The organism is Streptomyces sp. NPDC048560 (assembly GCF_040650955.1).
In the GTDB taxonomy this organism is placed as follows: Bacteria; Actinomycetota; Actinomycetes; order Streptomycetales; family Streptomycetaceae; genus Streptomyces.
This window is the reverse complement of sequence record NZ_JBEZIJ010000003.1, coordinates 1-16,562: the sequence shown is the minus strand read 5'-3', so window position 1 is coordinate 16,562 and position 16,562 is coordinate 1. Positions and strand designations below refer to the sequence as shown.

Annotated in this window: 9 protein-coding genes; all 9 read right to left on the bottom strand. The window is 69.5% G+C overall.

Features of this window, described 5'->3' with window-relative positions; all coding sequences use genetic code 11:
* Window positions 1-9: 9 nt before the first annotated feature.
* Window positions 10-2,061: a SpoIIE family protein phosphatase gene (locus AB0C82_RS10090; RefSeq protein ID WP_362838471.1), complete on the bottom strand. Its 2,052-nt coding sequence runs from the start codon at window positions 2,059-2,061 to the stop codon at window positions 10-12.
* Between the two features lie 116 nt (window positions 2,062-2,177).
* Window positions 2,178-2,417 (bottom strand): LapA family protein, encoded by a 240-nt coding sequence (locus AB0C82_RS10085; RefSeq protein ID WP_362838469.1) that lies wholly within the window; start codon window positions 2,415-2,417, stop codon window positions 2,178-2,180.
* A 141-nt stretch (window positions 2,418-2,558) separates the two neighbouring features.
* Window positions 2,559-4,349, bottom strand: coding sequence for a CocE/NonD family hydrolase (locus tag AB0C82_RS10080; protein WP_362838466.1), 1,791 nt, complete (start codon window positions 4,347-4,349; stop codon window positions 2,559-2,561).
* A 171-nt stretch (window positions 4,350-4,520) separates the two neighbouring features.
* Window positions 4,521-5,465, bottom strand: a complete 945-nt coding sequence (locus AB0C82_RS10075) for an LD-carboxypeptidase (RefSeq protein WP_362838464.1) — start codon at window positions 5,463-5,465, stop codon at window positions 4,521-4,523.
* The gene (locus AB0C82_RS10070) at window positions 5,462-7,480 is read right to left on the bottom strand and encodes a prolyl oligopeptidase family serine peptidase (RefSeq protein ID WP_362838462.1); all 2,019 of its coding nucleotides are present in this window, start codon (window positions 7,478-7,480) and stop codon (window positions 5,462-5,464) included. The genes AB0C82_RS10075 and AB0C82_RS10070 overlap by 4 nt, the downstream gene beginning before the upstream one ends.
* A gap of 19 nt (window positions 7,481-7,499) precedes the next feature.
* Window positions 7,500-8,843 (bottom strand): M20/M25/M40 family metallo-hydrolase, encoded by a 1,344-nt coding sequence (locus tag AB0C82_RS10065; RefSeq protein WP_362838459.1) that lies wholly within the window; start codon window positions 8,841-8,843, stop codon window positions 7,500-7,502.
* On the bottom strand, window positions 8,836-9,669 hold the full coding sequence (locus AB0C82_RS10060) for a M55 family metallopeptidase (RefSeq protein ID WP_362838456.1): 834 nt from the start codon (window positions 9,667-9,669) through the stop codon (window positions 8,836-8,838). The genes AB0C82_RS10065 and AB0C82_RS10060 overlap by 8 nt, the downstream gene beginning before the upstream one ends.
* A 175-nt stretch (window positions 9,670-9,844) precedes the next feature.
* Window positions 9,845-10,372, bottom strand: coding sequence for a hypothetical protein (locus tag AB0C82_RS10055; RefSeq protein ID WP_362838453.1), 528 nt, complete (start codon window positions 10,370-10,372; stop codon window positions 9,845-9,847).
* 2 nt (window positions 10,373-10,374) lie between these two features.
* On the bottom strand, window positions 10,375-16,562 hold a 6,188-nt coding region (locus AB0C82_RS10050), incomplete at its 5' end, for a DNRLRE domain-containing protein (RefSeq protein ID WP_362838450.1).

Here is a 16,562-nt window from a genome sequence, read left to right as displayed (position 1 = left end):
CTCGCACCGTCACGCCCCGTCGGCGGGCGGCACGAACTCGCACCACACGGCCTTGCCCTCGCCCCTGGGCTCCACGCCCCAGCGGTCGGCGACCGCCTCGACCATCATCAGCCCGCGCCCGGAGGTCGCGGCCTCGCCCGGGGTGCGCCGGCGCGGCCGGACGCTGGAACGGTCGTTGACCCAGAGGCGGACGCGGCGGTCCGGCTCCAGCAGGACCTCCAGCGTGACGACCGCACCGCCCTCGGTGTGCAGGAGCACATTCCCCAGCAGTTCGCCCGCCGCCACCTCGACGTCGTCGGCGAGTGCTCCAAGGCCCCAGTGCGCGAGGCTGTGGCGCAGGACGGCACGGGCCTCCGCCAGGCCCTCCGGATCCGCCTGGTGGATGTACTGATGGATGCGCGGCGCCTGCGCCGTCCCCACGTCCGGGTTCCTGCGCAGGACCAGGAGGGCGATGTCGTCGCCCGACTTCGCGCGCCCCCACAGCCCCTCCGTCACCTGATCGGCGAGCGCCTCCGCCTCGGCGGGGCCGGTGCGCACGGCCTCGGCCAGCGCGTCGAGCCCGACCTCGATGTCGCGGCCGGGCTCCTCGACGAGTCCGTCGGTGCACAGGACGAGGGTTTCGCCAGGCACCAGGTCGAGGCGTGTCTCGGGGTACTCGTCGTCCCCGAAGACCGAGGCCAGGCCCAGGGGCAGCCCGCCGCGCAGCCTGGGCCAGCCGATCCGGCCGTCGGTGTGTCGGATCATCGGCCCCAGGTGCCCGGCACGCACCGCCTTCACCGCCCCCGAGGCGAGGTCGACCTGGGCGTACGTGCAGGTGGCGAAGCGTTCGGTGTCGAGCTCCGCGAGGAAGCGTGAGGCACGGGCCAGCACGGTGGACGGGGTGTGCCCCTCGGCCGCGTAGGCGCGCAGGGCGATGCGGAGCTGGCCCATGATGGCCGCGGCGTGGGTGTCGTGCCCCTGGACGTCGCCGACGACGAGGCCGATGCGCCCTCTCGGCAGCAGGATCACGTCGTACCAGTCACCACCGACGTCACGGCCGCTCCACGCCGTCCGGTAGCGCACCGCGATCTCGGCGCCCTCGACGTCGGGAATGTGACGCGGCAGCATCGCGGACTGGAGGTCCGTCGCGAAGGTGCGCTCCTCGTCGAAGAGGATGGCCCGCTGCAGGGACTGTCCGACGATGCCCGCGATGCCGATGCACAGATTGCGGTCCTCGGCCGAGAACTCGGTGCGGCCCCGGTAGAACAGTCCCAGCACGCCGATCGAGCGGGCCTGGGCGACCAGGGGCAGGAAGGCGGCCGCGTCGAGGCGGCGCCGCCGGATGTAGGGGCCCAGCCGGGGGAAGCGGTCGGCCAGGGAGGGCAGCGAGGCCACGAAGCGCGGCTGCTGGGTGAGGACGGCCTCGGCGAGCGGCAGGGAGTGGTCGACCTGGTCAAGCTTCACCCCCGTGAGGCCCGACACCGGTTCGCCCGCGAGGCCCACGAACTCCAGGTCGCCCCCCTGGACCAGCCCCAGCACCAGCCCGTCGGCACCGAAGCGTTCCATCCCACCGGCGCCGGTGAGTACGGCGGTGACGTCGTCGACGGTCACCGCCCGTGCGAGGGCCTCCGTGGTGCCCTGGACCATGGCGGTCATGCGCTGCCGGCCGGCTTCGAGCGGGCTGACCAGGCTGAACTCGGCGAGGTCCGTCGTGGCGTTCCGTACGATGCCGAGCACGCGAAAGGGCACGCCGTCCTCGTCCCGGTCGACGTGTCCGCGCACATGGGTCCACTGCCGCAGGCCGTCGCGGCGCCGGATCTGGAAGTAGCAGCCGTAGGACGGATGCCCGCCGTCGACGGCTTTGCGCAACGCCGTTTCGAGGCGGGCGCACTCCTCCGGGGGGACGCGCCTGACCAGCGAGCCCGCGTTGCCGTCGAACTCGTCGGGGCGCAGATCGAAGACGGCCATGCCGCCCTCGTCGAACGCGACCGTGGACCGCTCCAGGTCCCACTCGAACGTGCCCATGCGATTGAGGGCCAGCCGCTTCTCCGTACCGATGTCCGGTCGCTCACGTGCTGCCATGCCTACGCCTCACAGGGGCCGGTCTCACCGTGGCTGCTGGTCCTGTGCTGCCCCGAGCATAACTTTGCGGGATGCCTGGCGCATGGTCGCGGGAACACGGCCGACGCAGGCCGCCGTCACTTGGTGCGGCGGCGGAACACATAGCCTCCGCAGATCGCCCCGGCCAGGAAGACTCCCAGCAGAGCGAGCCACAGCGGCATCGTGACCTCTGGAATCCACAGGCGGATGGTGACGTCCTCGGTGTTCACGCAGATGAAGACGACCGCCAGCACAGCTACGGCGAGGACGGCGATCCGGGTGGGCGTGAACCGACCCTTGGCGCTCGTTCCGTCGCTCGACACGTCCTTGGGGCTCATGGTCCGGCCTTTCGCTGGAGCCTCGTCTGCGCCACCCCGCAGTCGCCCCCTCACCAGTGTCTCCCCCCTCGGCCCGAAGGGCAGCGTCGCACCGCCATTCGGGTGACGGTGCGAAGGGCCCCGTGGCGGGTGGGCGGCCGGTCAGCCGGCCGGAACCACCGGAAGGTCCAGCACCCCTGTGTCGCCGGGCGCGCTGATGACGGTCACCGGCTTGATGCCGCGGTTCCCGAAGTACGCGGTGTCGCTCGCCGCGATCACGAACCGGAGCCGGTGGCCCGTCCCGTACCGGTGCACGATGCCGGGCAGCTCCACCGTGAAGGGCCGGGTGACGTCGGGGACACGGACCGGGGAGACCAGGCGGTTCACCAGTTTCTGGGTGCCGTCCGGTGCCACGTCGTAGACCTTCGCGAACAGGACGAGCTTGTCCGAGGCGTCCCCGCTGTTCTGGACACGCTCCGTCCTCGGCGACACGACCTTCAGAGTGGCCTTCGGGGCGCCGACGACATCGAGGGGTGCTGTCAGCGGCGCGCCGGTCCAGGCGAGGTAGGTGCCCTTGGTGTCGTACGGAGCACGGTCCGGCAGTCCGATCAGTCCGGCGAGGGAACTCTCGGAGTGGCTGGTCGGCACCAGCCAGTTGCTGTACTGACGGCTGGCCCGGACGACCTTGGACCGGTTGTCGACCAGCTTGCCGTCGCCGGAGAGGTACATCGTCCGCGAGAGGGCGGGCAGCGCGCCCGCGGTGCCGTAGCCGCTGCGCCAGTCGCGGTAGTAGGCGAACGCCGGTCCGGTGTAGGTGCGCTCCTTCTTCCGGAGGTAGCGGTCGAACCAGCCGAGCACGCGCCGGCCGACGTAACTGGTTTCCAGATTCCCCTCGGAGAGGTTCAGCTCGCCGGGGGCCTGGCCGCCGCTGTGGCCCCAGGACTGCCAGATCATCTTCGTCGTGGTGCCCTGCGCCTTGAGGGTCTTGTACGTGGCGGTCGCCTCGTTCAGGTTGAACAGGCTGTCGGACTGGCCCTGTACGAGGAGGGTCGGCGCCTTGACGCGGCTGAGGTAGGAAGCGGGCGAGACGCTGCGTGCGTAGGCGAGCATCGCCGCCGCCTCGCCTTCGGGGTAGCGCCCGGAGTTCAGCAGCCGGATGGTCTCGCAGGCCTGCGGCGCGAAGTGGAGGCAGGTGAGGCTGCCGAACCTGGACGGGTCGAGGCTCGCGTTGAGCAGCGGCTGGCCCTCCCCCATGAGGTAGAAGCCGTTGGTCCACTGCCACTTGAAGACGCCGGGGGTGTCGGAGGAGACGCCGTGACGCGCACCGGTGCTGTTGGGGGCGAGGGCGTATCCGAGGTCGTTCCACGTGATGAGGGGGACGAGTGCGTCGACGCGGTGGTCGACGGCCGCGGTGGCCAGCTGGACCGCCCCGCCGTAGGAGCCGCCGATCATGCCGACGCGTGGATCTCCCGCCCCGTCCTGGGTGACGTAGTCGGCCTTGGTGCCGTCGTCGGCGGCGCGGGAGCCGGCCAGGAAGTCGAGGAGCCCGGAGGCCGCCTCGCCGTCCACCGCAGGGGCGTCGAGGGTGATGAGGCAGCCCGACTTACCGAAGCCGAGTCCGGAGTAGACGAGGCCGACGTAGCCGCGTGCGGCGAACGCCTTGCCGATGGCGTCGGTCGAACCGTCGGACTTGCTGCCGCCGAAACCGTTGGTGGCGAGGACCGCCGGCGCGGGGTTCGTGGCGTCGACGCCCGCGGGGCGGTACAGGTCGGCGTCCACGGTGCACGAGCGCTCGCCGGCCCGGAGGGTGAACTTCAGCGGGGTGACGGTGTATTGAGCCGCCTCCGCCTGGGCGGGACCGGCGAGGGCGAGAGGTGCGGCCAGCGCCGCACCCGCCACGAGGACAAGTGGTTTGCGGAACCTGGAGACGGCACCGGACACGAAGACCTCCACACCGAGGACCCTTACCGACCGGTAAGTACCGGGGCTCGCTCATGCTGTGGCAGGCGTCACAACCGTGTCAACGCTCAGGGCGGCGTTTCCTGAATCTTGCTCAACCTCTGCACGCGTCGACGGAATTCGGGGCTCCGGGAGGAACAGCGGCCTCGCGGGAGGAAAGCACCCTCAGGCCAGTGCCGGCACCTCGACGGTGAGCGTGCACCGGCCGCCGTCCGCCGGCGCGTCCAGCACGGCGGGGAGTCCGAGCGGAATCGTCAGCGCCGTCGGACTGTGCCCGAAGCCCAGCTCCTCGACCACCGGGATACCCAGGCCGCCGAGCCGGTCGGCGAGCACGGCCCGCACCTGCTCGTACGGTCCGCAGTTCTCCCACGACCCGCACGCCACCCCGGAGATCCCGTCGAGGGCGCCGGTACGCAGCAGTTGGGTGAGGATGCGGTCGATCCGGTACGGGTCCTCACCCACGTCCTCCATCACCAGCAGCCCGCCCCGGGCCGACCGCCGGGCGTGCGCGGCGCCGATGTCCGCTGCGAGCAGGCTGACGCAGCCGCCGTACGTGATGCCGCGGGAGCGGCCCGGGACCAGCGCGGACGCGGACTCCAGGCCGAGCGTGCGGACCGAATCGGGTTCGAAGAGGGTGGCGCGCAAGGACTCCTGGGTCGGGGCGTCCTTGAGGAAGACCTCGGTCGCGACCATCGGTCCGTGCAGGGTGGAGATGCCTGTCCGTACGGCGAACGCCTCGTGGAGCGCGGTGATGTCGCTGTAGCCGACGAACACCTTGGGGCCGGCCGCCCGCATGGCGGTCCAGTCCAGGAGGTCGACCATGCGGTGGGCCCCGTAACCGCCGCGGGCGCACAGAACGGCGTCCACGGCCGGGTCGCACCAGGCGTCCTGGAGGTCCTGGGCCCGGTCCTCGTCCGATCCGGCCAGGTAGTCCAGACCGGGGTGGGCGTCGAGGACGTGGGGTGCCACCACGGGGTCCAGGTCCCAGCCGCGGAGCAGGTCGAGCCCGGCGTCGAGCCGTTCGGCGGGTACGGGACCGCTGGGGGCCACGACGGCGACTCTGGCCCCCGGTCGCAGCCGGGCGGGCCTGGTGAGGGACCTGAGCGTCACTTGGTCAGCTCCAGCCGCGGTACGTCGGGGCGGTCGATGCCGAACGTCTGCGCGTAGAGGGAGAGTTCGGCCTCCAGCGCCCGGACGAGGGTCTCCGCGCGCCGGAACCCGTGGCTCTCCCCCTCGAAGGCGAGGTACGCGTGCGGAACGGCCCGGCCCGCGAGCGCGGCCAGGAACCGTTCGCACTGCACGGGCGGGCAGATCACGTCGTCGAGGCCCTGGAGCAGCAGGAACGGGGCGGTGAGCCGGTCGGTGCGGTGCATCGGCGACCGTTCGTCGTAGCGCTCCGGCACTTCGGCGAACGGGCCGACGAGCGACTCCAGGTACTGCGACTCGAAGTCGTGGGTCTCGTCGGTGGCCCAGCCGGCCAGGTCGAGGATGGGATACATGATCGTCCCGCAGGCGTAGACGTCGGTGCCGGTGAGGGAGGCGGCCGTGGTCCAGCCGCCGGCGCTGCCGCCGCGTACGGCCAGCCGGTCGCGGTCGGCGGCGCCCTCGGCGGCCAGTGCCTCGGCGACGGCGGCGCAGTCCTCGACGTCCACGACGCCCCACTGCTCGCGGAGCCGCTCGCGGTAGGCGCGGCCGTAGCCGGTGGAGCCGCCGTAGTTGACCTCGGCGACTCCGATGCCGCGGGAGGTGAAGTAGGCGATCTCCAGGTCGAGTACGAGCGGGGTGTGCCCGGTGGGGCCGCCGTGCACCCAGATCACGAAGGGGGGCTTCTCGCCCTCGGGGCCGGTGTGGTCGGGGTGGCGCGGCGGGTGGATGTGGGCGTGGATCTCGCGGCCGTCCGGGCCGGTGAAGGTGCGCTCCTGCGGCTGGGAGTAGTACGCGGGGTCGACGGCGTCGCTGTGGTGAGCGCCGATGATCCGGGTGTGGCCGTCGGCGGTGTCCAGTTCGACCACCTGGGCGGCGGTGTGCGGGCTCGCGGCGATGCCGATGACCCTGGTGTCCTGCACGGCGAGTGTCTCGGCCCAGGCGGTCCAGGGTCCGGCCACGTCGGCGAGTTCGCCGGTCTCCGGATCGAGCACCCCGAGCCGGGTGGTGCCCTTGCCGTGGATGACGGCGATCAGTCCGTTGTCCAGGATCCGGAACCAGCGCATCCCGATGCGCCACATGGGGCCGCCGAACTCCTCGCTCCGGCCGCCGCAGACCCTGCGGCTCGGCACGACGGAGCCCGCGGGGGCGTCCGGGCGGACGCGCTGGATCTCCCACCAGCCGCTGATGTCGGAGACGAACAGCAGCGAGCCGTCGCGGTCCCATTCGACCTGGCAGACGGACTCGTCGGTGTCGCCGACGAGCGGGTGGACGCCGGTGAACGTGTCAGCGTCGGTGATGTCCGCGACCATGACGACGGTGCCGTCCCACGGCATCTGCGGGTGGTCCCAGGCGATCCAGGCGGCCCGCCGGCCGTCGTGCGAGATCTTCGGCCCGGTGACGAACCGGTGCCGGAAGTCGGAGAGTTCCCGTACGGCGCCGCGGTCCTCGGCGGCAGAGCCGTCCAGCGGAACGGCGACGATCGCCCGGCGCACGTCGGTGGGCGCCTCGCCGGTGAACTCCTCCATGACGCACCAGACCTCACCCTGCGCGCCGCTCTCCGTGCGGACCGGGCGGAGCTGCGGATCGGCCCAGCGCAGGCCGTCACCGACGTCGGAGACGGGGGTGAGCGGCCAGGGATCGCCGGGGCCGTCCGGCTCGTACGCGTACAGCCGCTGGTCGTCGAAGTGGACGAAGACGATCAGTGGGCCGCCTTCCGAGCGCTCGGCCCCGGCCCAGGGCTGGCCGCCGTACTCGATGACGCGGCTCCGGGCGTTCCATGGCGCGGGCAGCGCGGCGGCGGCGGCGCCGTCCGCGCGGCGGCGCACCAGGGCGCGGCGGCCTCCCTCGGCCGGGCGCGGCTCCGTCCACCACACCTCGTCCCCGACGGTGCCGACGAACTCTGGGCGGCCGTCGTGCGAGGCGGCGAGTGCGGCGTCGATCGGCGACGGCCAGCTTCCGTAGGGCGCTGTGGTGACCATGTGATTCCCCCGTGTCGGGTCAGGCGGTACGCAGGTAGTGGTCGAGGACGCGGACGCCGAAGTGCAGGGCGTCGACGGGGACGCGCTCGTCGACGCCGTGGAACATGGCCTGGTAGTCGAAGCCGACGGGCAGCTTCAGGGGCGAGAAGCCGTATCCGGTGATGCCGAGCCGCGAGAACTGCTTGGCGTCCGTGCCGCCCGACATGCAGTAGGGAACGACGTGGCCGTCCGGGTCGAAGCGTTCCACGGCGGCGCGGAGCCTGGCGTACGTGGGTGAGTCGACCGGGGCCTGGAGCGGGACCTCGCGGTGGTGGAACTCCCAGGAGACTCCGGGCCCGGTCAGCCGGTCCAGGGTCTCGACGAACTCGTCCTCACCGCCGGGCAGCATCCGGCCGTCGATGAAGGCGGTGGCACGACCGGGGATCACGTTGACCTTGTAACCGGCTTCCAGCATCGTCGGGTTGCTGCTGTTGCGGACGGTCGGCTCGACGAGCGCGGCGGCGGGGCCCAGCTTGCCGAGCAGCTCGTCGACGTCGAAGCCGGGGGCCTCGGTGTCGACGGGGATGCCGTGCAGCGCGGCGATCTCGGTGAGGGCGGCCCGGACGGTCGGGGTCAGCCGTACCGGCCACGGGTGCGCCCCGATGCGGGCGACGGCGGAGGCCAGGGTCGTGACGGCGTTGGCCCGGTTGACCTTGGAGCCGTGCCCCGCCTTGCCCTCGGCGGTCAGCTTGAGCCAGCCGGTGCCGCGTTCACCGGCGGCGATCGGGTAGAGGGACATGCCCTCGCCCGCGTGGAAGGTGAAGGCCCCGGACTCGCTGATGCCTTCGGTACAGCCCTCGAAGAGGTCGGCGTGACGGTCGACGAGGAAGCCGGAGCCGTCCTCCGCGCTGGCCTCCTCGTCGGCGGTGTACGCGATGACGATGTCACGGCGGGGGCGGACTCCGGCGCGCGCCCAGGCGCGTACGACGGAGAGGACCATCGCGTCCATGTTCTTCATGTCGACGGCCCCGCGGCCCCAGACGACTCCGTCGCGGACCTCACCCGAGAAGGGGTGAACCGTCCACTCTGCGCTCTCGGCGGGTACGACGTCGAGGTGTCCGTGGACGAGGAGGGCGTCGGCGGACGGATCGGTGCCCTCGATCCTGGCGACCACGTTGGTACGTCCCGGCGTGCGCTCCAGCAGGGCGGGCGCCAGTCCGGCGGCGGCCAGCCGTTCGGCCACGTACTCGGCTGCCGGGCGCTCCCGGCAGTCGCCGCCGCCCCGGTTGGTCGTGTCGATACGGATCAGTTCGGAGGTGAACGTCACCGACTCCTCCAGCGCCTGCTCGTCCACGGGACCGAGCGTGCCGATCGTCTCAGCCATATTGTTCCTCCACGGCGGACGACACGATGGTCGTCACCGCCTTGAACGTGCGAATACCTTCGTACATCGTGCCGCTCGTGTAGGCGACTCGCCGCTCGCCGGTGGGCGCCACGCCGGGTACGACGGTGGCGGCCGCGGCCAGATGCTCGGCGTCGAACTCCAGCTCCACCGTGAAGGTGGCGCCCGTCACGGGAGTGTGGCGTACCGCGAGCCCGGTGGCGTCATTGGCGGCGGCCCTGATGTCCGCGGCGGTACGGGTGGGGGTGCGGCACACCGCCGCGTACCGCGAGACGTAGTCCTTCACCGCGACCTTGCGGGCGGCGGGCGCGTATCCGTCGGCGTCGACGCAGGTCAGGTCGTCCCCGGTGACGAGGACGACGGGCACCCCGTACTCGGCGGCCACGTGGGCGTTGAGCAGCCCCTCGCTCGCGCGGACCCCGTTGAGCCAGACCCCGGTGATGGAGTTGGCGAGGTACGTGTGGGCGAGCACACCCTCCGTACCGGCCCCGGTGTGGTAGCCGACGAACGCGACGGCGTCGACGTCGCCGTGCTGGATGCCCTCGACCATGGAGAGGGACTTGTGCTTGCCGGTGAGCATCTGGACCCGCTCGTCGAGCCGCTCCAGGAGCAGGTTGCGCATACTCCAGTGGGCTTCGTTCACGAGCACCTCGTCGGCTCCCCCGTCGTAGAAGCCGAGGGCGGCCGCGTTCACGTCCGAGGTGAACATGGAGCGGCACCGTTCCCACTGCGGGGTTCCGGGCAGCACGTCGGCGGGCCACGTGACTCCCGTGGCGCCCTCCATGTCGGCGCTGATGAGGATCTTCATCGGCGTCACGTTACGCGTCGCCGCCTGGCCGGACCAGAACCACAGAAAGGTTTAATGGTCCAGTCCTATGGCGGGGGCCGGTGCACCAGGCACCGGACTGCGCAGTCGGCGCAGCAGAATGGGCCCCCCGGTCGACCGGGGGGCCCATTCTGGTCATTCGGTCAGCTCGGTCCGCTCAGGAAGCGACGACGACCGAGCGAAGGTAGACCGTGTACGCGCCGCCGTCGGTCACGTCGACGGAGACCGTGTACGTGGGAGCCGGTCCCGGTTCACTCGTACCGTCCGAGGAGCCCTTGAGGTAGGTCCGGCCCGGTCTGCCCGACCAGCCGGCCTCTTCGGCGTCCTCGACGTAGAAGCCCTCACGCATGTCACCGCGCGGAACACCGATGCCGTCCAGGAACGTCTCCATGCCCGCCCTGGGCAACCGGAAGGTGAGGCAGAGGCTGTACGAGGACCATCCGTCACTGATGAGCGAGGCCACGTCCTGCGCACCCTTGGGAACGCTGAGCCGGTGCATGTTCAGCACCTTGGCAGCGGGGGCGCCCGACGTCAGTCGCCCCTGTCCGTCGGAGACCGACTGCTTCGGGTCCGTACCGGAACTCGTGACGGCCCGGCTTCCGCCGGTCTCCTGTCCGCACCCGGCCACCCCCGCGAGGAGGGCCGCCAGGAGCAGCGCGCCGACAGCGGACTTGGCTCTCCGCATGGCTACCACCCTCCGATGGTGAAGGCCGTGGTGCCCTTCACGTCGTACTCCTGGGCCATTCCGACCACATGGAGGTGGGCCATATCGTACTGCTTCAGCGAGACGGGCCCGGCGTGCACATCCTTCCTCGGAACGGATTCGGTGCCATTGCCCCAGTTGTAGCGCTTGTACACCGAAAGCTGGGCGACCATGACGACGTCACCGTTCCCGTTCACGGTCTCGCGCCCCTCGACCCGGTACTGGAATCCGTTCAGCGCGTAATACCAGTCGAGGCTGTCCTTCTCACTGGCGCGGGTCGAGACCCACCCGCTGTCGAAGGAACTGTCTCCCTTGTACTTCTCCAGCGTCTCTCCCAGGTGCTCACGGAATCCGGGGATGTCCTGGAGCATCTGCGCGGGGTCCACGTGGTAGTCCTCGCCCGAGTTCTGCATGTAGTGCATGAGCAGGTTGTACGCGTTCCCGAATCCCTTGTGCGCGAGACCCGACATGACGAGGGTGTTGACCTTCCACCACGTCTTCTGGTCCGTGGAGTTGGCCTCGTCCGTGTCGTAGGCCCGGTAGTCCGAGGCCGGCGGGACCGGCTTCCCGTTGGATTCGTAGTAGTCCGGCGACACGGTGCCACCGCTGTTGCGCACGATGCTCTCGTAGTTGTTTCCGAAGCCGGTGACCTTCGTGCCGCCCTCGCATGTGTACATGCCGGAGGCGCACTCCTCCAGCTGGTGCCCGTCGAGCTCGACGCGGCTGACGGGGTTGCCGCCGGTGAAGGCGTAGCGGTTGTTGGTGAACGGGTCCGCGCCGAGGCCCATGTCCGCGAGTGCCCCGTTGAACATGTCCCGGCTGGTGAAGCGGTTGAGGCCCGGGTCGTAGTCGCGGAAGCCCATGTCGTACGTGCCCGACGAGGCGTCCCACCGCTTGGCATTGTAGCGGTAGGCGTTGTGCTCCTCCTTGCTCGGGTCGGCGGCGTCGGGCTTGTCGATGCCGGTGAACTCGGAGGTGTCGTTCCCGCCGAAGGCCGTGTAGCCGTAGGTGGACTCGGTGTCGCCGGTCTCCCCGGTCAGCGTCTCGACGTCGGTGTGGCTGTTGTAGCCGTAGTAGCCGTCCTCCGTCGTGCCGTCCGTGTTCTGCTTGATCTGGGAGAGACGTTCGCCCCACGGGCTGTACTGGTAGGACTTGGTGAGCTCGCCGGCGACCTCTTCACCCAGTACCTCCTGGGACATCCCGAGGTAGGTGAAGTCGGTGGTCTTGCCGTCGGCGGTCTTCGACGCGGTGCGGTCCAGCGGGTCGAAGGTGTACTTCGTCGACTTGAGCACCCCCGTGTCGTCCATCTTCTGCGACTCGACGACGTGGTCGAAGCCGTCGTAGACGCTCCGCCCGACGACCTCCCCGCCCGAGGTGATCGACTCCTGGCGGCCGAACGGGTCGTAGGTGTAGCTGCCGCCGACTCCGGACGTCGAGGACGTCAGCAGCCGGTTGCGGTCGTAGGTGAACGTCGTCGGCGTGCCCTTGACGTTCTGGCTGATGACGTTGGCGTTGTCGTCGTGGACGTACGTCTCCGTCCCGGCACCGTTACCGGTCTTGACCGACGTGGCGAGCCGGTCGGCCGGGTCGTAGGTGTAGGCGGTCGTGGATTCGAGGTACGCCGCGTGGTTGTCGGCGTTCATCTTCTTCGCGACGTCCTGCGCCTTGCTGCCGTTCGCGTCGTAGGTGTAGGTGTGCGAGGAGACGAGGGTTCCGTTGGCCTTCTTCTCCACCGTCGACTTGACCGGTCCGTCGAGGAAGTAGGTGTAGTCGACGGTGTTCTTGTTGGCCTTGGTCTCCTGGAGCTTCACTCCGCGGTCGGTGTAGGTGTACGAGGACACCTTCGGGGCCGTGTCCGTCGCGGACGTGCCGACCGACACCGTCTTGACGAGCTGGCGCAGATCGTAGGTGTAGCTGGAGAACTGGTCGGGGTGGGTGACCGTCTCCGGCTGCCCGTTGGCGTCGTAGGTGTACGACGTCGCCTTCTTCTCCTGTCCCGCCAGCGCCTCGGTGGACTTCTGGATCTGGTTGAGGCCCGTGTACGTGAGGGTGTACGCGTCGACCTTCGCGCCGGACGAGGTGTCGTCGATCGACGTCAGGTTGCCGTTGACGTCGTAGACGTAGGTGAAGTCCCGCTTCTCCGCGTCCGTGTCACCGCTGGTGTCACGCACCAGCTTGACCGCGTCCGCGACCACCACACCGCCGCTGTTCTGCTCCAGCTTCAGCTTGGCGTCGTTGCCCTGCTTGAGGGTGTACGAGCCGAGGCCGACCCACGTTCCCGGGGCCAGGTTCTGGTCCTTGGCGACCGGCGGCTGGACGTTGGCACCCTGGGTGAGGGTGTACTTCGCCGTCGTGGCCGCACCGGCGACCTGCGGGTACTTCACGTACGCCGTGTACGTGCCGTCCTTGGGCACGTTGAGCGTCCAGTTGAACGAGTCCGTACCCGCACCGGCCGCGTGCGTACGGTGGTCGTAACCCTGCTGGCCGGTCGCGCTGGCCTTCGCCCACGTGCCGAGAGCCGAGGTGTTCTGGTCGTCCGAGTTGTCGACGAGGACGACCGAGCTGCCCACCGGCACACCGGCGTCCGACTTCGCCTTCAGCGACCCGTCCGGGTAGTACGCCCACGACATGGTGCGGTCGGAGGACCCACCGGCCGAGGTGAGCGTCCTGGCCTTCTGCTGCCCGAGCTCCGTGTAGTCGTACGTCGTCGCGATGTCCCAGGGGTCCGTGGACTTCCGGGCGAGACCGTTGTCGAAGTACTCGTACGTGGTGTCGTTGCGTACGGTCTGGCCCGCCGACGGAGGCAGAGAGGTCTTCGCCACCCGTCCCACGGCGTCGTACGCGGTACCCGTGTAGACGTCCGCCTTGTTGTAGCGGGTGTCCGCGGGGTCGTACGGCTGGAACTGCTTGACCGGACGGTTCATCGCGTCGTACTCGGTCCGTGCGGTGAAGTCGTCCGCGGCGGCCGTGGCCACACCTCGCGGAGTGATCACCTTGGTGGCGTTGCCTACCTGGTCGTACTCGAACTTCGATGTCCGGTACGTCGGCGCGGCAGCCGTGCCGCCGTGCGGGGTCTGGACCTGCGTCCGCTTGCCCCGCGCGTCGTAGGTGATCTTGGTGGTGGCACCCTCCTGGTCGGTGGTCTCGATGATCCGGGAGTCGAGGTCGTACTTCGTGGAGGTGGTCTTGCCGGCCGCGTCCGTGGCCGCCGTCGCCCGGTGGTTCAGGTCGTAGGCGGTCTTGGACGTGAAGTCGTCCGGATCGGTCGTGGCGTTCTTCTTGGGGTCGACGACCTTGGTGACGTTGCCGACGTTGTCGTAGGTGTAGGAGATCTTGTCCTGCGCGGAGTTCACGACGTCGGTCGTCTGGTTGATCACGTCGTAGATGTTGGTGGTGGTGAAGGAACCCGCCACCGCACCGGTCACGTTGCCCTTGGGCTCGGTGGTCGTCCTCAGGTTGCCGACCTTGTCGTACGTGTAGGTCGACTTCCGCGGGACGGTGTTGTTGTTGGCCGGTGCCGTCGCGGCGACGACCTGGTCCGCCGGGTCGTACGTGGCGGTGGAGGCCGCACCGTTCGGCTGGGTGGAGACCGTGACGTTGTCGTTCGCGTCGTAGACCGGCTCCGGCGTCGTGATCAGAACGCCCGCGTCCTGGTCCTTGGGCACGGTGCTGACCAGCGGACGGCCGTACGTGTCGTACGTCTGCGTGGAGACCGCGCCCAGCGCGTCAGTGACCCGGGTGACCTGGCCACGCTCGTCGTACACGAAGTCCGTCGACTTGCTCAGCGCGTCGGTGATCTTCGCCGGGAAGCCCGTCGGTCCGAAGTCGCTGTTCGTCGTCGGATTGCCGTTGGCGTCCGTCGCCCTGGTCATCTGACCGTGGGCGTCGTACGTGTACGACGTGGTGTAGTCACCCACCGTCGCCGTCTCGGCGCCCTTGGGGTCGGTGACCGACTTGAGGTTGCCGAACTCGTCGTAGACGAACTGCCAGGCGTGGCCGAGCGGGGACGTCCTGCTCGACAGGTCCGTCGCGTACCCGTCCAGACGGGGCCGGTAGGCGAACCTGGCGGCGTTCGCCGGGTACACACCCGGAGCGCACTCCGCCGCGGTCGGCACTCCGGCCTTGTTGTTCTCCGGGTCACGCTGCCACAGGGGATAGCCGGTCCTCTGGTCGTAGCAGTAGGCGGTCCTGGCGCCGTTGGCCTCTTCCAGATAAGTGACGTTGTTGTCAGCGTCCCAGGCCATCTTCGTGGTCTGCGAGGCCGCGTTGGTGGTCCGGACGGCCCGGCCGAAGTCGTCCGTCACGTACTCGGTGACGTGCGCCTCGGCGTCCTTGACCGAGGTGGCGGTGAACTTCGTGTTCGTGGCGTCAGGCGTGTACGTGAAGCCGGTGACACCGTTCAGACGGTCGGTGATCGTCTGCGTCCACCAGTGGTACTTGGGGTCGTCGCCCTCCTTGGGCGCGTAGTACCCCACTCGCGTCGCGTTGCCGCGCGGGTCGGTCGCCTGCACCAGCTTGACGTTCTTGTTGCCCTGCGTGGCGTCGTAGGTGAACGCGAACACCTTGGGCTGGCCGGAACCGGAACCGTCGGTGATCCGTCCGAGGAGACCCTTGTCGGTGTAGCGGAGGGAGACCGTACGCCCGGAGACGTCGGTGACCGACTTGATGTGGTCGTAGATCTTCGAGTTGTTCAGGTTGCTGCCCGTGGTGACCACGCCACTGTCGTTGACGTACTCGTACGTCGAGTCACCCTTGGTGAAGTAGTTCACCGTCAGCGACTGCCGGCCCACCGGGTCGGTGATGTACTTCAGGAACTTGGTGGGCTTGTTGTTGGACTTGCGCTCCTCGTACGTGTACGTCTGCGTGTTGCCGTTCTTGTCGACGGTCGACGTCATGTAGCCGTCGCAGCCGAACAGGAATCGCGTGCCGTCCGGACGGGTCATCGTCCAGGCATCCGGAGTGGGGTCCTTGGCGGGCGTGCAGTCGAGGTCGGGCTTCGCGGCCAGCTTGTAGTGCACACCGGCCGGGGCCTTCCAGCTGCCGTCGGCCTGCTCGGCGAAGACGTGGGTGGTGCCGTCGCCGTCCGGCAGCCGGATCTCCCTCGGATCGGGATTGGGGTGGAAGTCCAGCGGCGCACCGAGACGGATCGGCCCGGCAGCCTGCATCGACCAGCCGTGCCCCGAGACCGTGTCGGAGGTGTCCAGGGAGTTGTAGGCCATGCGGAAGAACGTGTTCAGCCCGCGGCCGGGGTTGGTGAACGCGTTGTAGGACCAGACGCTGTTGCCGGCGGCCAGGTTGTTCATCAGCGTGGAGCCCGCGCCGGTGTTCTTGCCGGTGTAGGAGGAGAACTTCTCCAGGCCGAGCTGGTTGGAGGTGGGGTCCTCCACGGCGACGTTCTGCTTGAGTCCGGCGATACCGGCGGTGCCGGAGACCCAGGTGCTGGTCGTCTTGTCGAAGACGTCCCAGGTCAGCGCGTAGTCGGTGCGCTTGTTGCCCGAGTCGGAGTTGATGGGGGTCTTGACCTGGGCCTGGAGGCTGACCGAGTCACCCGGTGCGACGTCACGGGGCAGGGCGGTCTGGATCTGGTTTCCGCCGTTGGTGACATCCGTGCCGTCCGGGAGGGCCCACTTGTAGGTGAGGACCTGGTCGGTGGCCTTCCACGTGGTCGTGGTGGTGTTGGTGAGGCTGAAGTCGACCGTGTACGTGGTGTTCGGCGTCATCCGGGCCGGGGTCTGCGGCGCGAAGTACGTCGACGCGGTCGTGGAGTCGATGTACGTGACCACGATCTTCGGGTGGAGCTTGGGCTCGGCACCCTCGGAGGACAGGAACAGGGTGCGTTCCTGCTTCGCGACCTCGTCGGCCATCTTGATGGCGACGCCCTTCTGGGACGTCGGGGTGCTCACCCAGGACTGCGCGAGTGAGGTGACGTTCCAGTCGTGGCGTGCCGGGTCGTTGGTCTTGGACCCGGTGTCGGACACGACCGCGCCGACGTCACCGCCCGGGGTGGTCCATGCGGTTGCCGCATTGGCCTTCGCCCAGGTGGCGGTCTCGTCGAAGTCCCGCGTCAGCGGGCGCAGTTCGTAGATCGCGCCGGTGGTGTCCTGGCTGGTCTGGGTGCCCCACAGGCGTACCGTCGCGTCAAGGACGCGGGCGGTCTGGGGGATGCCCAGTG